This window comes from Natronogracilivirga saccharolytica (genome assembly GCF_017921895.1).
Taxonomy (GTDB): domain Bacteria; phylum Bacteroidota; class Rhodothermia; order Balneolales; family Natronogracilivirgulaceae; genus Natronogracilivirga; species Natronogracilivirga saccharolytica.
This window is the reverse complement of the sequence record NZ_JAFIDN010000019.1, coordinates 1-22,324: the sequence shown is the minus strand read 5'-3', so window position 1 is coordinate 22,324 and position 22,324 is coordinate 1. Positions and strand designations below refer to the sequence as shown.

14 protein-coding genes are annotated in these 22,324 nt (G+C 41.5%); all 14 read right to left on the bottom strand.

The features are described from left to right. Positions 1–20 precede the first annotated feature (20 nt). The 14 genes from NATSA_RS14995 to NATSA_RS14930 all read right to left on the bottom strand — a co-directional run bounded on the left by NATSA_RS14995 (position 21) and on the right by NATSA_RS14930 (position 21,864). Positions 21–1,535: an alkaline phosphatase family protein gene (locus NATSA_RS14995; RefSeq protein ID WP_210513435.1), complete on the bottom strand. Its 1,515-nt coding sequence runs from the start codon at positions 1,533–1,535 to the stop codon at positions 21–23. A gap of 200 nt (positions 1,536–1,735) precedes the next feature. After that, entirely contained in the window at positions 1,736–6,313 is a 4,578-nt protein-coding gene (locus NATSA_RS14990) for a T9SS type A sorting domain-containing protein (RefSeq protein WP_210513434.1), read from the bottom strand. A gap of 394 nt (positions 6,314–6,707) precedes the next feature. Continuing rightward, complete coding sequence (locus NATSA_RS14985; RefSeq protein ID WP_210513433.1) at positions 6,708–7,733, bottom strand: Gfo/Idh/MocA family protein; 1,026 nt, start codon at positions 7,731–7,733, stop codon at positions 6,708–6,710. Between the two features lie 191 nt (positions 7,734–7,924). Next, positions 7,925–9,253 carry a Gfo/Idh/MocA family protein gene (locus NATSA_RS14980; RefSeq protein ID WP_210513432.1) on the bottom strand — a complete coding sequence of 443 codons (1,329 nt, stop codon included), beginning with the start codon at positions 9,251–9,253 and terminating at the stop codon, positions 7,925–7,927. A 32-nt stretch (positions 9,254–9,285) separates the two neighbouring features. Next, on the bottom strand, positions 9,286–10,815 hold the full coding sequence (locus NATSA_RS14975; protein WP_210513431.1) for a sodium:solute symporter family protein: 1,530 nt from the start codon (positions 10,813–10,815) through the stop codon (positions 9,286–9,288). Between the two features lie 88 nt (positions 10,816–10,903). Further along, positions 10,904–11,878 carry an N-acetylglucosamine-6-phosphate deacetylase gene (locus tag NATSA_RS14970; RefSeq protein WP_210513430.1) on the bottom strand — a complete coding sequence of 325 codons (975 nt, stop codon included), beginning with the start codon at positions 11,876–11,878 and terminating at the stop codon, positions 10,904–10,906. A 35-nt stretch (positions 11,879–11,913) separates the two neighbouring features. Then, the gene (locus NATSA_RS14965; protein WP_210513429.1) at positions 11,914–12,666 is read right to left on the bottom strand and encodes a glucosamine-6-phosphate deaminase; all 753 of its coding nucleotides are present in this window, start codon (positions 12,664–12,666) and stop codon (positions 11,914–11,916) included. 254 nt (positions 12,667–12,920) lie between these two features. Beyond that, on the bottom strand, positions 12,921–14,201 hold the full coding sequence (locus NATSA_RS14960; RefSeq protein ID WP_210513428.1) for a Gfo/Idh/MocA family protein: 1,281 nt from the start codon (positions 14,199–14,201) through the stop codon (positions 12,921–12,923). A 218-nt stretch (positions 14,202–14,419) separates the two neighbouring features. After that, the gene (locus NATSA_RS14955) at positions 14,420–15,409 is read right to left on the bottom strand and encodes a metallophosphoesterase family protein (protein ID WP_210513427.1); all 990 of its coding nucleotides are present in this window, start codon (positions 15,407–15,409) and stop codon (positions 14,420–14,422) included. A 158-nt stretch (positions 15,410–15,567) separates the two neighbouring features. Next, positions 15,568–16,722: a Gfo/Idh/MocA family protein gene (locus NATSA_RS14950; RefSeq protein ID WP_210513426.1), complete on the bottom strand. Its 1,155-nt coding sequence runs from the start codon at positions 16,720–16,722 to the stop codon at positions 15,568–15,570. Between the two features lie 14 nt (positions 16,723–16,736). Further along, on the bottom strand, positions 16,737–17,651 hold the full coding sequence (locus NATSA_RS14945; protein WP_210513425.1) for an FAD:protein FMN transferase: 915 nt from the start codon (positions 17,649–17,651) through the stop codon (positions 16,737–16,739). Positions 17,652–17,720: 69 nt separating this feature from the next. Beyond that, positions 17,721–19,076 carry a DUF6807 domain-containing protein gene (locus tag NATSA_RS14940; protein WP_210513424.1) on the bottom strand — a complete coding sequence of 452 codons (1,356 nt, stop codon included), beginning with the start codon at positions 19,074–19,076 and terminating at the stop codon, positions 17,721–17,723. A gap of 43 nt (positions 19,077–19,119) precedes the next feature. After that, complete coding sequence (locus NATSA_RS14935; RefSeq protein WP_210513423.1) at positions 19,120–20,454, bottom strand: Gfo/Idh/MocA family protein; 1,335 nt, start codon at positions 20,452–20,454, stop codon at positions 19,120–19,122. A gap of 18 nt (positions 20,455–20,472) precedes the next feature. Beyond that, complete coding sequence (locus NATSA_RS14930) at positions 20,473–21,864, bottom strand: putative oxidoreductase C-terminal domain-containing protein (protein ID WP_210513422.1); 1,392 nt, start codon at positions 21,862–21,864, stop codon at positions 20,473–20,475. Positions 21,865–22,324: the final 460 nt, after the last annotated feature.

Below are 22,324 nucleotides of genomic sequence, written 5' to 3'. Positions count from 1 at the left end.
TAAGTAAACGCCTTTAAATTTTAATTGTTCCTTTTTTTCAGAACAAAAGAGAGTTTATCGGCTAGTGCATACACTCCTTCTTGTGATGGATCTCCAAGAGCATATAATGAAAAGACAACTTTTCTTGTACCTGGTGGCACCACTCCATCGGTTTCCTCATAATTTAAAACCGTTTTATCAGTTCTGTTTATTTCTTCTTCTTTTAGCATTACAGATGCAATAGTTTCGTTATTTTCACCAAGAAACACTGCCATAAACATCATTTTGTCACTGGAGCGAGCTTTTCTTCCGAGATAACCGTCTAATTCATATTTAACATTTCTTTGGTCAATATCGGTTTCCAGAGGAGACAGATCCCTATGTTGCGTGATTTTTGAAAAACTTCCTTTACTTCCACCGATAAAGGCATTTCTAGCTTTGCGTTCTATTTTGTTTTCATCAGGACCAATGTGTGTTTCATCTTCAGGTAATTGAAGAACGGTCATGCTATGCCAACCATCATATGCCCCGGTATACTGCTGATCCCTCCAACCAGAAACAGCATGATCTAGAGAGTTATCCTTAGCACCCCGATCGAACTCGGCATCTCCGTTAAATACAAGATTAGTATCAAAAACAGGCTCAGGCATACTTACCGGGTCTAGAAGATTACGACCATCCAGGTCTGCTTGTTCCTCTTCTGGAACACCCATAAACGAAAGTACAGTTCTGGCAACATCTACTACTCGTGGACGAACGTTCATATCCTCTATATCAACAGCCGGACCACTAAGAATCATAGGTACGAATCGTTGTACGTAGTAGTTTCCACGGTGTCCGGTACCCAGTCCGCCATGATCAGAAACGACAACAATAAGCCACTCCTCCGTCCCATCTGTCACACCAGTTCTGCTGTTCAGTGCCTCCAGGACATCACCAACTCTTTGATCCGTTACACGGAGTTGTTGTCTATATTCTTCTATATCCATTGAAAATCCATAACTATGTCCGGCTGCATCAATATCGTTTTGGTAATAAAAAATCGCATCTGGGTCCTGATATCTCAGCAATTCGACTGTTGCCTTAGTCACATTCACATCACCGTTATCCTCGTGCCTGTCATGAAAAACGAGTGAATCCACTCCAAAAGGAGTGCCATCCGGTTTTTTAAAATTGTTTGGAAGCTGATCCCATGTTAACAAAGAGGCTGTATATATATCTGGATCGAACATTTTTAAACGCTTCAAAAAATGCGGTGTATCCGTAAAGTCATGCCCGGTGTAACTATTGGTAGTTACGCCATGCCTATCATGATGAACGCCATTAAAAGTCGCTGACCAGCTAGGACCACTAAAGGTAAGATCTTGAGTATAACCAAATGCCAACAAACCAGAATCATTATCAAAAAGGCTATACAAATTTGGCGTGTATTCTTTATTTACTGCATCCGGAAGAATTCCATCAAGGCCAATTACCAGTACCTTTTTTTCTGTTGCATCAGCTACTTGAGACAAAAAAAAGCTGAAGAAAAATAACAGTAAGACTTTTTTAAACATTGTTTTAAAGATATTAGTATCAACTGTATATGAAAGCAGTAAAGAAATGTGCAAATCGATATAAAGGTAATACGGTTTAAAATGAAAAGTCACTTAGGTTGTGACGTATACATTCGTTACGATATATCTAGAAAAAAATGCGTGACTGCATACATCACAGTCACGCATTTTGCCAACTAAATTAGGATTATTTTCAAGTTTTATTTGGTGAGTGTAAGTTTGCGTACATCTACAAAGTCCCCTGCCTGCATTCTGTAAATATAAACACCACTTGCAAACCGACTACCGTCGAACTCTACACTGTGGTGTCCTGCATCTTGAACTTCATTAACCAGTGTTGCAACACGTTCACCAATCACGTTATATACCTGTATGGTAACATGTTCAGACTCGGGTACCTGATAGTTGATTGTTGTCACAGGATTAAACGGATTTGGATAATTCTGGTCCAACCCAAACTCATCCGGAACATCACTGATTTGTTCGGCATCAGTCGGTCCAATTACAGTTAATCGTCCGGAAATGTTTGTTTCTCCATCCCAGAAACCACGATCATATCCGCCGTATTCATAATCCTGATCTTCATATTGGAAACGGCTCATGTAGTAATAAGATCCATCTTCCAGACCGGATCCTATTTCAGCCATATATTCATGTCCAAATCCATCATATTCAGGATTTAAGTCGGCCTCGACCCAAGTCCATCCTTCTGCATCAGGTCCGACATCTTCTTCGTTGTAACCAACCCATGCCTGAATATCGTCAGAATCATGGTCATCAAAGGGTCTGCCTATTTGTACACGGCCAAATACATCGAATTCTTCACCCTCTTCTATTTCGCCCTCATCCGGCCAAACGATATTGGCAAAGGTTATCTCGGAAGGAACTGGTACGTCTGTATGAACGGAATTGCGCAGATGCGGATAGCCGTAGTTGATCTCCGAATCCATCTCCCAAACGTTATCGAAATCCCAGTCCGCATCGGTAAAGATGGATTCTGTCTTCATTTCACCGGTAGTAAGTCCCTCACCGCCGTTGCTCTCGTCCATACCTGACGACTCGGTATCCCAGAAACTGGCAGTGATTTCCGATCCACCATCTTCGCCACCAAAGCCGCCAATCAGACCGCCAACATCATCAAGACCGCTGACTTCTCCGGTACTGTAGGAGTTCTTCAATATGCCCTGGGTAGTGCTCAGGCCAAGTTGACCAACTAAACCTCCAACTCTGTCGCCTTGGCTTTCTACATTGCCAGTTGCATAGGAATTTTCAACTAAGCCTTCACGAACATAACCAACCAGTGCACCAGTCCATCGCGAATTGTTATCTTCTCTTTCGTAAGTAGCCGTAACATCGGCTGAAGACCAACTTTCACGTATGGTGGTAGCTTCATCATCGGTACGTCCTACCAGACCTCCGTGAGAATTTCGATCACTGGCGATTAGTGATCCGGTGGAGAAGCTGTTTTCAATCAGCGCACCCCCGTGAGCCCAATCTACCAAAATTCCGGCGTTGTGTGTCGGACTATATATATTGGCGTTAATAAGCCCGAGATTTTTGATGGTGGCTCCATCTTTGATTTCCTCAAACAGTCCTCCAATCTCACTGGACAAATCGCTTATGGTATAGCCATTACCATCAAACGTACCGGTAAATTCTGCGATTGATTCCCAGCCATCATCTACAATGACAAGGTTGTAATCCTCATATCCTTCGGAGTTCCTATCCAGGTCAGTTGTCAGAACGTAATGAGCTTCCAGGTCATTGCGGACATCATGAAGATCTGACCAGCTTGCAATTTCGATTACATCCACCACATCATCCGGTGCATGCTCATAACCCTGCCAAGCCAGGAACGGATAACCCTGGTTTACATCCGGATTGATGCCCCAGATTTCTTGCTCACCTTCTCCAATGAAATCCCAACCAGCATCAAGGAAGGTGCTCATCATTTGCATTTCCTCGGTCGATAATCCGGTACCAGCACTGCTCTCATCGTTGCCGGAGACTTCTACATCCCAAAATGATCCGGTCTCTGTTGATTCAGTGATATAACCAATCAGGCCTCCAATATCGTCTTCATCTCCACTGGCACTGGCAGTTGCAAAGCTGTTATAGATCAGCGACTCACTTGAAACGAGACCGACCAAACCGCCTACTCGTCGTCCACCTTCTACACTACCATAAGCATAACTGTTGGTCACCTCTGCGCCGTCGGTTACGTAACCAACCAAAGCTCCAGCGTTTCTACGATCACCTTCATGTACCGTAACTGAGACGTCCACATCAGACCAGCTCTGGTCTATCACGCCATCTTCTCTAAGCGAACCTGCCAATCCACCGATATTGACGGTTCCGGTGGATTCAACGCTTCCCGTGCTATAAACACGCAATATTTCCGAGTTATCTGCACGACCAGTCAGAATACCCTGATGATGAGAGCCAAGGATATCCGCATTGAGTAGACCAAGATCTTTGACTACACCTTCAACGATGTAGGCAAACAAACCACCATAAGTATTGTCTTCATCCTGGATACTGAGATCACTTATGGTGTAACCGTCACCATCAAAAACTCCGGTGAACGGATTATCACTAAAATCGCCTATGGGTAACCAGCCTTGGCCAGAATTAAATTCATCATAAAATTCGCTATCCTGATCCAAGTCGGTGGTAAGAACAAAATGTTGATCAAGGTAATCGCGAACATTATTCAGATGTTCCCAGCTCTCAATCTGATAAGGGTCATCTTCGGTACCATCACCAGCAGCAAAAGCCGGTACAAGTGACTCAGGTGTGTACCCTTGCCATGCGAGAAATGGATACCCATCATTATCATCCGGATTGATACCCCAAATAGCCTCTTCAAAAGGTCTGAGCATGAAATCCCAATCAGCATCAACAAAGGTCTGGCCATCTTTCATTTCCTCGGTCGATAATCCGGTACCGGCACTACTCTCATCGTTACCGGAAACCTCTACATCCCAAAATGATCCAGACTCATCTGATTCAGTAATATAACCAATCAAGCCACCAATATCGTCTTCATCTCCAACGGCAGTGGCTGTTGCATAGCTGTTATAGATCAGCGACTCACTTGAAACCAGACCGACCAAACCGCCAACTCTTCGTCCACCTTCCACGCTGCCATGAGCGTAACTGTTGGTTACCTCCGCACCATCTGTTACATAACCAACCAAGCCGCCTGTATTTCTTCGGTCACCATCATGTATTGTAACCGAGATGTCCGCGTTTGACCAACTCTGGTCGATCACGCCGCCATCTCTCAGCGAGCCAACCAGCCCCGCAATATTAACGGTGCCGGTAGATTCAACGCTTCCGGTGCTATAAACACGCGTTATCTCCGAGTCATCTGCACGACCGGTTAGAATACCCTGGTGATGAGACCCAAGGATATCAGCATTGAGTATGCCAAGATCTTTGACTACAGCTTCCTCGATGTAGGCGAACAAACCACCATAGGTATTGCCATCATCCTGTATGCTGAGATCGCTGATTGTGTAACCGTCACCATCAAAAACTCCGGTGAACGGATTATCACTAAAATCGCCTATGGGCAACCAGCCCTCTTCCGAATTGTATTCGTCATAATATTCGGTGTCCTCATCCAAATTGGCTGTTAGGATAAAATGTTGATCTAAATAATTACGTATATTATTCAGATGTTCCCAGTTTTCGATTTGGTAAGGGTCATCTTCGGTACCGAAACCTCCTGCAAACACTATTTCAATTGGTACCGCATCATATCCTTGCCAAGTCAGGAAAGGATAGCCATTATTATGGTCGGGGTTGATTCCCCATGTCGCTTCCGGACTGTTGGTTGTAACCATGTCCCAGCCGGCTGCTGCAAAAGTCATTCCGTCCTGCATATCAGTCGTGGACAGACCTTCGCCACCATCGCTTTCATCCATGCCCGAGGTTTCGGTATCCCAGAAACTGGCTATCACTTCCGATCCGGCATCTTCGGCACCAAGTCCTCCGATAAGACCGCCTACCGCATCATCACCACTGACTTGCCCAGTGCTGAAAGAATTAATAGTGACTCCCTGGGTATTACTCAGACCAACACGACCGGCCAAACCACCAACCTGTTCCCCGGGGCTGTTTACATCACCCAATGCATAGGAATCCTCTATCAGGCCTTCACGAATATATCCGGCCAAACCACCGGTCCAGCGAGCATCATGGTCATCGCTTTCATAGGTTACAGTCACATCTACATTCGCCCAGCTTTGTCTGATAGTCGTTTCAACATCATCGGTACGTCCTAAAAGGCCTCCATGTGAAGAGCGGCCACTGGCAACAAGGTCACCTGTTGCAAAACTATTCTCTATCAGCGAGCCATTATGAGCCCAGTTGACAAGAACACCTATATTATCATCGTCCCCGCTGATGTCGGCATTTACAATTCCCACATTGCTTACAACGGCGCCGTCTATCTCTCCAAAAAGACCTCCTTCTTCGGAGACCAGATCACTGATCGTATAGCCGTCACCATCAAACGTGCCGGAAAACTCCTCTATAGGCGACCAGGAATCTCCAATGCCTTCATAGCCGTCACTTTCTTGATCCAAGTCAGCAGTTAAAATATAGTCACCATCCAAATCATTCCGAACCTCATCCAGTTCAGACCAGTTGCTGACTGCAACAGGTTCTGCGTTGCTTGCATTTGCGGTAAAGACAAATCCGATTAACAAGCCGAGCATTAAAATTTTGTATAGCATGTTCATATTCACTTCCCCTTTTTTTATGATCATTACCCACCACAATAAAACTTCGTGGCATTTCTTAAATATTGATAAATTTTACTTGCGAATCTGCTATAACCAAGGGTTACGGTTAAAAACAAGTAATGAAAATTGAATGCATATATTTGCTTTAAAATGGCACTTTGATGCTATTATTTCAGTATCCTCAACAGTGTGTGTAACGATTCAGGGCAGTTAACGGTTAAGTTAAAGTAAGCTTAGTAATTTTAATCAAGAATGTCAAGGTCGGATAGTTTTTCATCTAGTGTGTCTGATGCATATTCCGATAATACTGCCCCCCCCATTCCTGGGGAAGCTTTCATGTACCCTCAAAACTTCAAGTCAACACGTGGTTCGTAGGACGAATACATTTTGGAAACCAAAGCAAACCTACCTCATTAGCTCAGCTACGCGCCTTATCAATTACTTCTTCCAAAGTCACGGCATCACCTCCACGACGTTTGCTTTCATCAGCTGCTTCCATAAATGCGTATATTTCCAAAGTCTCTTCGAGGCTAACAGGAGGATTCCCGGTTTTGAAAAAATCAATAAAGTGTTTTACTAAACCATGGTAGCCGGTAAAACCACCAAGAACCAGTATATCATCTGTTCCGTAAGCTGTTCCACCGTACCCACGGCTTCCTTCTCTTGTGCCGCGTAATACACCAAGAACTTCATCTTCCCACGTACCAACAACAATATCGGTATGCTCGCTGCTTTTACGAGTTACATGCTTACAACCGGTTTTTAACACAGTAAATAAAGTCTCTACACCATGTATACCATACCAAAAAAGATCTGGATGGGTTTCTTCTCTTATAGAAGGAGTGAAAGCGTCAGCACCCAGCACTTTACCCACTTTATTATCATTTCGGACAGATTGAGTTGTTTCAACGTATCTTAAACCAGATGATGAAAATATGGGAACATCATACTCTCTAGATGCGTCCATAATAGCGATAGTATCTTTCAAGCTGGCGGCAACAGGTTTGTCAACGAACATAGTCTTACCTGCTTCCATCACTTGCAAGGCTTGTTCATATCGTGGATTACCGTCGTTGGTCAGCAGTAATACATAGTCGACCATATCCAGAAGCTCTTCAATTGAATCAACGACATCAACACCCATTTCTGAGACATCTTCAATATATCCGGGAATTCTCTCATAACTTGATGGGATTTTCCGGCTACCATAAGGATAAGCCGCCACTATGTCGAAATCCTTGAAATCAGTACCTTCATCCTCAACATTTACAAATCTGGTAAAATGAACAGCATGTGAGGTATCCAAGCCAATGATGCCGATTTTTGACGTGTTCTTTCGCACTTTGGACTCTTTTGCGAAAGCAGAAAAACCGCCAATAAAACTTGAACCGATACCAGCTGCGGCAAGAGACTTAATAAAATTTCTTCGATTATATTTAGCCATTTTTAAATTCCTTTTTTATTTAAGTTACCATACATTAGTCACTATGAGTTAACCGATTTTTTTGATAACCTTGTTTAAAAACAAATAAATAAGAACCAGGTTGAATATGAATGGCTTAATGGGGTGAAAACTTATAAATCATATTAAGATTGAGTAACTCATTAATGCCACTTATACTCTGTGATGGTCATTTAAATTGAGGGTTCCCAACCAGGTTCATATTCTCTTCGCCAAAGCTTCATCGCATCATCGTCCCCAACAATACGCCCGTTATGAGGTGCAATTGTAAGCATTCGTTGTTTACGATAAGCGATATTTCCAAGGTGACAAATATGCACACTTTTATTTGCATCACGAATATCAGTCACGGGTTTTTCACCGGTCTGCACACATTCTGTAAAGTTAGTTATATGATCTTCGTCAAGATCAAATCCAGGACCGGTAAAATCAATGTCACCATTATCATCTTCAGAGTCTACAACTACATTATCATCAAAATCATAAACAATGTACTTATTATTACCGAGATGCATAGTACCTTCAGTGCCATGAAATGTAACACCGGTAGTTTCTCCTTCAATGCCTCTTGGGTTACAGCTTCGTGCCTCCCACGACACAGTTTTACCCTCAGCAAAATCATAGTTGACAACCTGAGTATCCGGTGTTTCCTGATCATCATTAAAATGATATCTGCCACCCATCGAGGAAACCCGTATGGGATAATCAACACCGAGCCCCCAACGAGCCAAATCAAGGAAATGCACACCATTATTCAATAATTCACCTGCCCCCCAATGCCATCTCCAGTGCCAGTTATAGTGGATAAGATTATCCAAATAGGTTCTTCGTGGTGCAGGCCCCTGCCAAAGATCATAATCGAGATGATTCGGAACCGATGCGACTTTTCCATATCCCATGGAGCCACGCGATTGAGCATACCAGCAACGAGCGAAATAGACATCACCGATGATACCTTCTTTCAAACGTTCGATACCTTCACGAACAAGAGGCCATGATCTGCGCTGGTTGCCCATTTGTACTACGTGTCCATATTTATTTGCTGCTGCCACCAGAAGTTCTCCCTCATGAATATTGTGGCTGCAAGGTTTTTCAACATAGACATGTTTACCAGCCTGCAATGCAAGAATTGAAGCAGGAGTGTGCCAATGAATAGGTGTAGCAATGACAAGAGCATCCACAGAGTTATCTCCCAATGCTTCCCTGAAATCCTTGACACCTTTGGGTTCTCGGTCCTGACCTCCTTCTTTTACAGCATCAAGCCCTTTTTTTATCGCTTTTTCATCTACATCACAAATATATGCTACATCAGAATTCGGGTGTTGGGCGAATCCGTTCGCCAATGCACTGCCTCGTGAATATGTACCCATTACGGCAACAGTAACTTTACTGTTAGGTGAAACGCTGCCCATTCCAGCGCTCGTTTTGCCCATTAAACCCAAGCCAACTCCGGCTGCACCGGTCATCTTAATAAACTTGCGACGATTTATTGAGTGTGTCATAAGAGCTAAGTTTTTAAAAGTTAGGGGTCAATTTAGTTATCATCTACTTTTTTCTCTGAGTCGTCTGACAACGGCGGAATAATCACATCAAGTTTTACGCTTTCAAGAATGTCATCGACATCTTTTGACACTTTATCTTTTCTATAATAAGATATCAACCCAATTATTGAAAAAATAATAAATGATGCAGCTATAGGTGCTCCAAGTTCTCCGGCAACAGTAAAATCATAACTGTGAAAGCGAACAATAGCAAAGGTAACAAGTCCCGCGAGTACTGAAATTATAGCAGCTTTCGAACCGCAATAGCGAAATTGTGGTATAAGACCTAAAATCATGGGAACTGCAATTGGGCCAAGAAGTGCAGCAAACCACATTACAATTAATCCCAAAACGCCACCAAACTCATCAGCGTATATTGCAATTATTACTGTTAACAATGTGAAAGTGAAAGTTGTAACCCTGGCGATGTAAAGCGACCTTTCACTTTTTAAATTTTGAAATCGCCTGGAAAGATTTGGTAAAATATCCCGGGTAATAACTGCCGTTATCGTGTTCGCATCCGATGATGTCATAGACATGGTATTGGCAAACATGGACGCAATGACGAGCCCAACCAGTCCTGGAGGAAGAAGCTCCATAGTCAACAAAGCATATGATTGAGTGGGATCTTCCATTTCGGGAATTAAAATTGGGGCTGCCCACATGGGGAAAAAGAGTATCAGTGGCCAAACCAGATACAACACAGCCGATAACAGAGCTGCTTTTCTTGCTTCTGATCCAGAGGATGAAGAAATATATCGAGTTGCTAGATTCCACTGCCCCCCATTATAGCTCAGAAAATTAATAAAGAGAAAGGCCATAGCAAAACCGGCGGTATATGGCGAATTAAACGGTTGAGAGTGATCCTCTGGCAGTTGGTCCCAAAGTGTAAATACAGTAGCGGCACCATCCATGATATTTAAAACAACAACAAACATTACAATTCCGGCAATAATCTGAACTACAAACTGTGCAAAATCTGTCCAAACTACAGCCCATAGACCACCGAGTGTGATATAAATTAATGAAATACCCCCAGCCAGTAATATTCCATATAAAATGGGTATCCCTGTAAACACATTGAGAAGGATAGCAATGGCAGCCCACTTGGCTCCAACATCAAACAACTTTAATATTACACCACACCATGCCATTAATTGTTGTGTTGGGAGGCTGTAGCGTTGCTTCAGATATTCTGTTGGCGACTGTATGTGCAAACGCGATCGCAGCCGTGACCATCTTGGGGCAATAAGAAAAGAACCAGCTAATATTGCCACCGTAATAGTCAACGCCCACCAAACGTAAATAGTAAACCCATGCGTATATGCAATTGCTGCGTATGCTACAAAGACAGCACCACTGTAACCGGAGACATGGTGAGAGATACCTGACAACCACCAGGGCAGTTTACCGCCAGACACAAAGAAATCTTTTGTATCAGATATTTTATAATATGACCAAACACCAATTATGATCATTATCAGAAAAAATAACGCGATTGCAATCCAGTCAAAGCTATGCATTTTTTATTATATTTTTTTTGAGTTTATTGCATAATTAATTGAATTATACACATATTTTTAAAAAGGAAAGTTATAAAATTATTTATAACTACAATTCAATTTTACACTTTACATTTAAAAAAGACCTATGGGCCATCTTTACCTCTTTTGGATCCAAATTAATCAGTCTCAAAGGATTATAAAACGTTGTTTCAACAATGCTATCTATAGCCATTATTCCGCAGGATAACAAATAATTAGCACACTGTATCATATTATATGAAGACCCCACCAGATAACCTGTTCTTGGATTATATAATTTACCTGTTTCGTCTAGGACAACATCATTACCTAGTGTATTATACTTACCAGGTTTTAGCCCAGCAATAGGTGATGCATCACTAACCACACAAATATTGGAAATACCTTTGCCTCTGATGATCACTTTTAATACGGATTCAGGAAGATGATGGCCATCAGCAATAATCATTGCTGTCAATCTGTCATTAGATAAACCTGCCCATAACGGGTTTAGATGACGATCAATTTCTCTTGGTATTCCATTACCCAAATGAGTAAGAGCCTGAGCACCGGCGTCAGAGAGTTTTTTCATATCACCATCATCAGCCATTTGATGACCCAGTGAGATCGTAATACCAAGACTTGTTGCATATTGGCATAACTCATCAGAACCAGGGGATTCAGCCGCCATTGTAAGCATTTTTATCTTCTCATCTGACCATTTAAATAGATCATCGAGGTATTTTTTATCTGGTGGATAAACCCAATCTTTATTATGAGCACCCCGTGCACCATCTTCCGGTGAAATAAAAGGGCCCTCAATGTGGAATCCGGGGATATGATCCCTGAGATTGATATCCTTAATGACATTAGCCATCAAGCCAAGGTTTCTTTGAAAGACATCACGTGATGAAGTAATAATAGTCGGTAGAAAGACCACTGTACCATTACTAATCAATTCCTTGCAAGCGTGATAAAAATCCTCCTCATCTAGGTCTGGACTTGAAAAATCTATACCTTTGTAACCGTTTACTTGTAAATCAACGAATCCCGGAATATTCATTGGAAGAGAGGTTTATATAATTTATACCTGAAAAATCATGGCTGAGAATCAGAAAGAAGAGATGCTGACTCCCTATCCAGAAAAACGGTACAATTATTATGCTTTTGCAAGACTGATGCGGGATAAAGATTGGTTATTTCTCTTTCGAATGAGTTTTTTACGGCCGGAGCCTTTCTTTCATCCGGAACGGAACAAACAATTTCATCTGATAACAAGATATGGTTTATAGACATGCTAATTGCTTTACGTGGAACATCTTCAATATTTTTGAACCAGCCCTCATTCATTTGTTGATTGCGACACGCTTCATCCAGTTCCACAATTATGTATGGATCTGTGGTGTCAAAATCAGCCGGCGGATCATTAAATGCAAGATGAGCATTTTCACCTATACCTATAAGTGCAACATCGATGGGATGTTCCTTTATTATCTGGTTCAGACGATCACACTCTTTTTGTGGGTCATCCCAATTGTCTGCGTTAATAAAATTGACACTTTTTAATGGTGCTACTTTATCTACAAATCTTTCTTTTAAATATTTTCTAAAACTTGCAGGATGGGACATATCCAATCCGACATATTCATCCAAATGAAACATATTTACAGAGGACCAGTCAATTCCTTCAGACTTCACTAAATTTTTTAATGTCTCAAACTGGCTGGCACCTGTTGCCAGAATTATGTTAGCCGTATTATTTTTCTCAATAGATTGTCGGATTTTTTCAGATGCTTTTAAAGCAGACTTCTCCCCCAACTCTATTTTATTATCACTTATATCAATCTTCATAACATAATCATTTTTTAAAGTACATAAATATCATTGTACCGAAATAAACAGCAGTTCTAATCAATGCTATTACTAAGTACAAAACTAATGTAATAACTAAAACCCATCCAATTTGGGTAAAAAGCTCTAAGTATGAACCATCAAATGCGATGACAGCATAGAGATTTACTAAAAAAGACACAACGAAAAGAATTATCAGTATAACCCCTTCCCTCTTTAATGTTTTAGCCCTAATAATCAAATCATTCATTCTATTAACCAGTTACAAGATATTTTTTCGGAAGTTCAATTTTTCTGCCAGTCTTAGTAGCTTCTTCTGCAAGTAACGTCCAGGTAGAAGCATTATATCCTTCAAGAGTTAGTTTTTCCGGTGCTTTGCCCTTTTTTATAAACTCTATAAATCCTTCCAAGTAGAGCAATGTTTCATTTAAATCCCATTCATCTGATATAAATTCTCCTCCAGTTTGTTCACCTTCTATAACCCAGGTTGCGCCACCAATGGGTACCGTATCAAACATACGAGAGTGGATATCAGATATTAGTTGTTGAATCGCCGGTGGTGAGGGAGGTTCTTCCGAATACCTGAGATTGTTTTCCAACGACATGGTTCCCTCATTTCCCAGAACATTAAATTGCATTCCGTGATGCTGGTTGCTTGTAATACAATCATATGCAAAATGGATGCCATCCGGATATTCAAACACTAAAGCAAAATTATCCCAAACTTCTCGACCATCTTTGAAAAAATTGATACTGCCATGGCCCATTACATTCAGTGGTTGCTGACCCAGAACCCAATTGGCTATTTGAAAATGATGGGATCCCAATTCGGTCAACATTCCTGCAGAATATTCGTCATATAAACGCCAATTTCTGAACCGGTCTAACTCCGTTCCTCTTCCACCTGGTACTTCATAAAACAACCATTCAGTATTGCGATGCCAATTGGCACGAAGCATCGTTATTGGCCCGATTTTTCCTTCATTTATTTCTTTTAAAGCTTTAAGATAAACAGGACTAAACAGTCGCTGATGACCAATCAAAAGAATTTTATTTTCTTCTAAATGACTATCGTACATCCATTTCACATCATCCAGAGTTCGGGCCATTGCTTTTTCACAAAATACATGACAACCGCTCTGCATGGAATGAACAGTCTGATGGGCATGCTCATGCAAAGGTGTAGCAATGATTACCCCATCCATGGGGACTTTGTCAAGCATTTCCCTGTAATCTTCGAATCCCTGTGCACCATCAGTTAAAGCAACTGCTTCATCAAGGTGTGGCTCCCATACATCACAAACAGCAGGGATTTCAATGTTCATATGGGTCTTAAGTGATTGAACATTTTTTATAAGTGTTTTGCCTCTGGAACCGGTACCAATAAATCCGATACGAACCGTGTCGGATGGTCGATTACTTGCCTTGCTTTTTGTGTTAAATATGTCGAACCATGGCATTTGATTTGCCAATAAAGCAGTACCTGAAAGTACTGAGGTAAGCTCCAAAAATTTTCTCCTATCAATCTTTTGCATAAGTCAATGTAAATACAGTGTTATTTGGTATGACAAGAAAGAGCCGTCAGCTTTACAAATAAATATCACATAATCCTTCAAACTCATACGCTGTTTTTGTCATATTGTATTTAATTCAATGTTTCTTGAATTAAGTCACGTAATCTATTAACGCCTTTATAATATTCATCAGTATTTCTTTCTCCCTGGATAAATGAGCTAAGTACTATGACACTTTTTTAACTTCTATATGTCTTGGAGAAGGTATTTCCATGCCATTGTTCACTAGTATCAATACACTCGATTTCAAAGTCCGCTTTATCAGAGTAATAAAGTGCGTGTATGTATCCGACAGGCTGATTTCCAGCATGGCCGGCATTAGTAGGAACATTCAGTAAATTCAGCCCTTTGGTATCCACATCCACGCGACCATAGGGATCGGTGTCCAAACGGTGTGAATGCCCAAAATAATAGCCTTTGACATGTTTATGGTCATGAGTGAGTTCTATCAGCTCCTCATAGTCCTTGAGTCCGCGAATACTGCCATCATCTTGTGTGTTCGGCCAAGGATAATGATGGCCATGCAGCATTACCGGCTTATCATTGTAGGTTTTCAGGGTTTCATCAAGCCAATTGCGTTGTGCTTCACCCAACTCACCCCAGGTAATATATTCATCAACCCTTGCCAGGGTATCAAGAATAATATGATAGGTATGCCGGGATTCGATGATTTCAACATGACGGCCCTGAACCATAGGATCTTCCGGTTTATGATCCGGAAATACCGTGTAAAAGTTTTCACGATTTTCATGATTTCCCATTGCAATATGCACCGGAATACCTGCATTGCTTAAATGGCGCAGTAACGTCCAACTAAGCGCGAATTCACCAACAAGACCATGGGTATTGGCGAGGTCACCAAGAATGATAACTCCGTCTGGTTTGCCGTACTTGCCATTGTTTAAAATACGATTAACAGCGGTCTCCAAATTGTCAAACATATTTGAACCAGCACGCAAAGTGTGGGGGTTTTTATCGATGTGAGTATCGGCAATCAGCACGAAATAATCGGCCTCGGACTCATTTCTTGTTTTGTTTTTACTAGTCAGGATACCGGGAAAGCCCAAAACAAGACCGGTAGTAAGTGCGGTTGAAGTGGCAAGAAATTTTCGGCGACCAATTGAGAAGCCGTCCTTTGAATTCCTGCTGTTATTACTCGAATTATCCATTTAGTCCAAAAAGTTCTTTTATTGTCTTCATAAAGAAAGATTATGTGCTAGTAGTCACAATATATTAACCGGTTACTATAAATGCCACCCGTAATACCCAAAAATTAAAACGAGTAATTCAAAAAGTTGTAATATTTGTTTTCTACAAGATCGGCCGTTTAGTAATTAAACACGGAAACGGCACGTTCTTCATTTGCTGAAACATAGGCTGCTTCTACAATTGCCAGAGATTTGAGACTTTCCTCACCCGAAACAACTGGTTGAACTCCTCTATGTAATCGATCCAGAATCGATTGATATTGGGCCAAATGATGTGAATGTTTAAATCCAGCCATCGGACTTGTGGCCCCGGTCGAAGCAGTTTTGCTGCCTTTCTGTTCTGTATGTTTACCAGAGTCTTGCTCTGAACCGCTCCAGGTGTTTTCTTGTGAATCGAAATCAACTGATCTCTCCGATCCGTCTGCAGAATAAAGCCGGAATTCATCACCATCCAAAATAGCGGTGCCTTTGGTTCCATGAACTTCAATCATCCGGTTTTGTGCCGGAATGATAGATGTTGAAGCTTCAAGAGTCCCCAGTGCTCCGTTTGCAAATTTCAAAGAAGCAACGAGATTGTCCTCTCCTTTGATATTTTCATGAGTCAGTGTGTCTTTGAATGCTTGAATTGATACAATTGGTCCAGCCAACCAGTACAACAAATCCACCGTGTGAATACCCTGGTTGATAAGTGCTCCACCACCGTCGAGTTCCAAAGAACCTCGCCACGGTGCTTCATTGTAATAAGACTGATCCCGGTACCACTTAATGGATGCCCTTGTCATAGTAACTTCACCAATGAGTCCCTCATTAATGGCCTTCTTCATCCTTTGCACATCACTGATAAACCGGTTCTGGTAAATGACAGCAAGTTTCACTCCTTTGTTCGCGCAATGTTCTATCAATTTACGGGCGCGTTTGATGGTAATTTCAATAGGCTTTTCGATGATAAGATGTTTCCCGGCATCGGCGGCTTTCATACCATAGTCCAGATGGGTGCCGTTGGGAGTGCAAAGAACCACGACGTCCAGCTCTTTCTGAGCTAAAAACTCATCATAATCTGAATATCCTGTTATGCCATAATTATTGCAAAAGGTATTGCGACGATCGGGGGTTCGGCTGAATGCAGAAGTCAATGATGCATTTTCAAGCCGGGATATCACCTCTGCGTGAATCTGAGAGATTGTACCACATCCGACAATACCAACCAAATTTTTAGTGAAACGGCGGGCTGGAAAGCGGCGACCTTTTAAATCGTCCAAATTGGCTATAATCATATTCGATAATTTTATTATGTGTTTTCGAAAAATTTCACATTCGCCTTGCCTGTGGAATAATCAACTTTCAGCACTTCTATTCTTGGCAATTGCGGAGCGACCTGTTCTACCTGTTCATAAGGCATGACCAGAAATGCTGTCGACAGCACTTCGGCAATTTCGGCTGATTCTGCACAAACGCTGACCTTAACTAAATCCTCCACCGGTGCGCCGGTTCGTGGATCGATCACATGGCGATGATTGATCAGTTTTCCACTGTCATTCACAAAAAAATTACTGGAGGTAGATACCGAGCCGTATCGCACATGAAATGTATGTAGTGACTGATCCGGTGCCAAGTAGTTTTTGATTCCCACTTTCCAGCAATCTCCGGCAGGATGATTACCAAATGTCAGAATGGAACTTTCTCCTAAGCTCACGAAGGCACTTTCAACTCCGAATCGCAATAACATATGTTGTATCTTATCCAAGGCATATCCTTTTCCAAATCCCCCCAAATCAATGGTGATATTATCATTAGCAAAGCGGACATAGCCACCATTTTCATCAAGTGCTATGTTCCCGGTACCCAGTTCAGCCAACATATCACGAACTGTTTCCGGATCTCCATCAGGTTGATCCCTCCAATACTGAAGAATCGGCCACAATGTGATGTCAAAATATCCCTTTGTGAGTTCATGATAGTACCGACATTTTTTCAACACCTTGAACAATTCATTGCTTACATCAACCTTATGATTAGAGGCTTCCATGTTAACTTTGGACACTTCGCTATTTTTCAAAAACCGGCTTAACTGTTCTTCAATTCTAAGGACCTCTTTTTTTATCCGTTGAACAATAATTTCCGATTCATCTGGCTCTATATCAGCAAGAACCATATTACATCGAGTCCCCATGGCAAAAAAACTATGATGCTGAACTTGTGCCATATTGTTGAGCTTATGAATCTAAACAGGAGGTTCTGAAATACTTGGCAAGCTATCTACAATAAATAAATTTCATCTGGTAACATTAACTGCCGGAGGATAGGCATAGTCTTGCCATAGTCGCTCAATTAAACTTGGGGGCAGCTCTCCGTCATATGTAACGTAGCGATATTTAGCAACATAAGGTTCTCCAGGCTGAATAGACATTTCACCTAATTGGGTTGGAGCATAGTTAAAAAAAGGTTCTTCGGGATGAATGCGCACGGGTTGCGGGAATCGATAATTTGATGGGTGCCCCAAAATAGCAATCCCAACTTGTTTATTGTCAATTTTTCCGCCTATATGCACCCATCGCGGTCGAGTTTCATTTCCATCACGCCCAAGACCTTCTGATGTTAAAAAAGTAACATTGTCAGGATTGTCCCATTCATAGTGTCCTCTAAAACCAACACCTCCATAATGATACTCAGGCAGTAATAGTGGATTATCATTATTAGTTGTTTGGGTTACTTCAAGGTCAAACATAAGAAAATCATGCTTGAGGTCATTGTCTAATGATTCTGTATCATTTTTCTTTGCATTCGCAGCTGCTGCCTCTACCAGACCAAAAACTCTGACATCCCATTTTTCATGTAGAGCAACCATGGGATCCTCCGGAATGATCTTCGGATCATCCTTTTTTGACATATCAATAAAACGATGCAAAGAATTGAAACCTGCATGAACAGGTCCGGACCATAAGTTCAAGAGAGTATCTACATCGACCCTGCCGGTGTTGTTATGAACATTCCAGAAGTCAGGTGTCCTGTCATCAAATTCAGTATTGGTCCATGCGGACCAAATTCCGGAATGATGTGGGTGCTGCTCTACATTAAGATGATTACTCAATATCACTCCGGAAGGAGAATATACAGGATGTATATATCCTCCACGTCGGTAACGATTATCCAATGTTTCAGGTGGAGAATTAAATCTGTGAAAGTAACTGAGAACAGGGTTCTCATGTGAAACAAATGTAACTGTTTGCTCTTCTAATTCATGAGATACACCCAACTTTGAAGGTGTTTTGAATTCATCTTTTGATTTTTTATCAAGATAAATCACGTATTCAATGGATTCACCGGCAGACAAGTTTTCTAACACAAACCATCCGGTATTATCATGATCCACCTGGACAATGACAGACTCATCGTTCGGATCAGACATTAGGTATATACCCTCTTCCAAGTCAACTGGAAAAGCAAAAGAAACCACTGAATTTTCTCGATTAAATGGTCCTGCATACACATGCACTTCCAAGGTTTCATTCTGCATGTCCGCTTTTGAAAGTGCATGAGCTTTTTGTTCGGCATTTACACGAACATCGATGCTATGTAATAGAATAAATACCAGAGACCATAAGCTAATCAAGCTGATTCTAGGAATCATAGTCAAAATAAAATTCAGTGGTCTTTTGTCTTAGTTTCCAATCTCAGATTCTTGGTTCCCAGCCAGGTTCATATTCCCGGCTCCATTTGCTCATTGCTTCCGAATCACCAATGATTCTTCCATTTTCGGGATTAATATTCAGTGCCCGACCGACATACTGAGAGATATTTCCCAAGTGTAGAGGAAGTACGCTTTTTTGGCCTTCATCAATCGGTGAGTTAAGAGGTGTTCCCTCACGGATAGCTTTGGCAAAGTTGTCAATATGATAATCAGTCATTGCTCCTGCTCCAACAACATCCAGAGGATCCACTTCATCATCCACCATTTCTCTTTTGATCTCTTCATTATCGAGATCATAAACGATATAGCCATCCCGATCCATAAGGACGGTTCCTTCAGTTCCATGAATTACAGCTCCGCGTCCTCGATCCCACATTGGAAAACCGTTAGCGCTACGACCTTCCCAGTTGATAGCCTTATTTTCCTTGAATTCGAAAGTCACATCCTGAGTGTCATAAAACTCCCAATCATCATCATAATGGAAACGACCACCAGCAGAAACGACGCGGGAAGGGAGATCCACCCCAAGAGCCCAACGGCAAATATCATATTCATGGGTTGCGTTATTTAATATCTCACCTGTTCCCCATTTCCAAAACCAATGCCAATTATAATGAATGATATTGTCTCTGTACGGGGTTCGGGGTGCCGGGCCTTGCCACAACTCATAATCCAGCCAGTCCGGCACCGATGCAATTGATCCACGTCCGATAGAATCCCTTGCGTTAGCATAAAACGCTTTTCCAAAATAGGCATCCCCAATAATGCCATCATGTATCTCCTGAATAGCCTGAATGGTGAAAGCCCCGGAGCGTTGCTGGTTGCCCATCTGAACCAGACGATCATACCTTTTTTGGGCCTGAACGATAAGTTCTGCTTCACGTGGATTGTGACTTGCCGGTTTTTCCACATAAACATGCTTGCCGGCTTGTAAAGCCATTATTGTAGCCGGAGTATGCCAGTGATCAGGTGCACCGATGACTAAGGCATCAATATCCGGATCATCCAGTGATTTTCGAAAATCCGTTCCGTATTCCGGTTTTCTGCCCTGAATTTCTTCAATTTCCGCAGCTTTTTCTGCAAGTGGCCGTTCATCAACGTCAAAAACTGATTTTACTTCGGTACTTTCAACCGCAGCAAAAGCATCTGCAAGTGCACCGGCACGAGCCCTGCCTCCCATAACTGCAACAACAACCTTATCATTTGGGCTTTTAGATGCACGGGATATGCTGTATGGACCAACAATTCCGAATGCCGCGCCAGCCAAAGCTGATCTTTTAATAAACTCACGACGATCTATATTCATTTGATTTTTCATAAACTTTCACCTCATTTTTTAGTCTTGTTTCGCCATTTCCCGAGCTCGGGTGGTGATATAGTATTTTGAAATCATATTTGGAACTTCCCAATCTGGTAATGCCCCTTCTTGCAGATACTGAAGAAAGTTTTCAGCAACCATTCCAAAATGAGCTTCATGTCCATAGTGAAACTCATCGGGTATTACCAGTTGTAACCCATACTCCGTTTCCTTATAATCTGCTCCCGGATAATCAACCTGTAATCTTTCAATCGTATTATCTAACTCCGATTTAACTTCTTCCATGGTGACACCATCAGCTGGTTCGACATATAATGTGGCTTCAAAATCCTGGTCTTCATCCTGCCGAACGACCAGATTCGAGCGAGTTCCACGAATTTTTTTAAAATGTCTGTCGTCACTCCCCGGTGGTGCTTCATAATCCCATTGCACCATTACTCTCATATGGTGACCATTTAATAGATAATCGATTTCACCATTGGAATAATATGGCAGAACGCCATCTTCATCGAGTTGATCTGTTAGATAATCCGGGAACTCAGGCTTCCCGGTAATTTGCTCAAACTCTTCCCTTGTTACCATAGTAGGCCATCTTTCGGCCTGAAGCATTTGAACATCTTCCTCATAGCTGATAATTTGATCCGGAAATGCAGTCCACATGGTCAAATCCACAAGATGAACCGTAACATCAACAATTCCTTCTCCCTGTTGTTCAATATCAAAATACCATGGTGGTCTGCGCAAAGTTGATCCGGCAACTTGCTTGTATAGGTGGTGAATACTCTCCAGGTATATTGCCGGTTCATCATCACTCCCGGTTATCAATTCGCCGAAGAGGCCCTCATCTTTGATTAATTCACGCAATAGTCGAGAGGAAACTTCATGCCGTTCCGTCATGATATCATATAGAAGAACATTTTTTTGTTCGGCAATTTTAAAGGCATCTTCCAATTTATCCCAACCTTCGTGGTCAATTGCCATAGGTTTATCAGAAAGGACATTAATTCCTTCGTCGACAGCTTGATAAATGTAATCGGCCTTTTTGCGATTATTACCTGCAGTAACCATGATGTTGCCCGGTTGTTCTTCAAGCATTCGCGACAAATAATCATCCCCGGTATAAACTTCAGTATCCCAGTTTGTCGGATCATCTTCTCTGGTATTAAAGCTTTCAATACGCTCCATATGAAGTTCAAGATCATCACCTTCCGGTGCAAAAACATGAACCTGATTATCTACACCCTCCATATGCGTTTTCTGTACCAAAGCTGCGTGAAAATGCCCGGGATTCAGGGTCATAATTCTATATTTGTCGTTCTCATCTTCCATATCAATTTCTTCAGGTTCGCAGGCAAATTGAAATAATAATAACAACAATAATGACTTAAGGAAAAAAGAGGAAGAATTCATAACTATAAAATTTTAAGCTAAGGAGTGGATAAGTTGTTTTTGACAGTTAGCGTTAACCCGCGCAACGTTGTTTCAGTGTGCTAATTGCACCCATCCAACAGAAGTAAAACTAACGTAGTAATCGGTTAAGTCCAACTAAAATCTTACTTAATTAAATCACTAATGTCAAGATTATTTTGGGAAAAAACGATTATTCAAATGCAACTGAAAACTAAGTTTATGTTAATTATAAAACTAAAAACTTGTTCTCCTGTGAAGCTTTAGGGTTCACAGCTGTAACTTGATTCCTGCTAAAGTTTAAAACTAAGGATTTATAACAAATGACCGTATTTAACTCAACTTTCGGAGTTCAGAACAACAGTTAAATAAAGCGGTAACTTATTGTAAATCAATAAAATAAAAGAGAATAAGTCCTCTGGTTTTTGTATTTTAAAAGTGCTCTAAACAATTAGAATACAAC

What these genes read in the sequence shown, in the direction of transcription:
- NATSA_RS14995 (WP_210513435.1), bottom strand. Translation starts at nt 1,535, where the DNA reads ATGTTTAAAAAAGTCTTACTGTTATTTTTCTTCAGCTTTTTTTTGTCT.
- NATSA_RS14965 (WP_210513429.1), bottom strand. Translation starts at nt 12,666, where the DNA reads ATGAAGATTGATATAAGTGATAATAAAATAGAGTTGGGGGAGAAGTCT.
- NATSA_RS14955 (WP_210513427.1), bottom strand. Translation starts at nt 15,409, where the DNA reads ATGGATAATTCGAGTAATAACAGCAGGAATTCAAAGGACGGCTTCTCA.
- NATSA_RS14980 (WP_210513432.1), bottom strand. Translation starts at nt 9,253, where the DNA reads ATGACACACTCAATAAATCGTCGCAAGTTTATTAAGATGACCGGTGCA.
- NATSA_RS14950 (WP_210513426.1), bottom strand. Translation starts at nt 16,722, where the DNA reads ATGATTATAGCCAATTTGGACGATTTAAAAGGTCGCCGCTTTCCAGCC.
- NATSA_RS14940 (WP_210513424.1), bottom strand. Translation starts at nt 19,076, where the DNA reads ATGATTCCTAGAATCAGCTTGATTAGCTTATGGTCTCTGGTATTTATT.
- NATSA_RS14975 (WP_210513431.1), bottom strand. Translation starts at nt 10,815, where the DNA reads ATGCATAGCTTTGACTGGATTGCAATCGCGTTATTTTTTCTGATAATG.
- NATSA_RS14930 (WP_210513422.1), bottom strand. Translation starts at nt 21,864, where the DNA reads ATGAATTCTTCCTCTTTTTTCCTTAAGTCATTATTGTTGTTATTATTA.
- NATSA_RS14935 (WP_210513423.1), bottom strand. Translation starts at nt 20,454, where the DNA reads ATGAAAAATCAAATGAATATAGATCGTCGTGAGTTTATTAAAAGATCA.
- NATSA_RS14970 (WP_210513430.1), bottom strand. Translation starts at nt 11,878, where the DNA reads ATGAATATTCCGGGATTCGTTGATTTACAAGTAAACGGTTACAAAGGT.
- NATSA_RS14960 (WP_210513428.1), bottom strand. Translation starts at nt 14,201, where the DNA reads ATGCAAAAGATTGATAGGAGAAAATTTTTGGAGCTTACCTCAGTACTT.
- NATSA_RS14945 (WP_210513425.1), bottom strand. Translation starts at nt 17,651, where the DNA reads ATGGCACAAGTTCAGCATCATAGTTTTTTTGCCATGGGGACTCGATGT.
- NATSA_RS14985 (WP_210513433.1), bottom strand. Translation starts at nt 7,733, where the DNA reads ATGGCTAAATATAATCGAAGAAATTTTATTAAGTCTCTTGCCGCAGCT.
- NATSA_RS14990 (WP_210513434.1), bottom strand. Translation starts at nt 6,313, where the DNA reads ATGATCATAAAAAAAGGGGAAGTGAATATGAACATGCTATACAAAATT.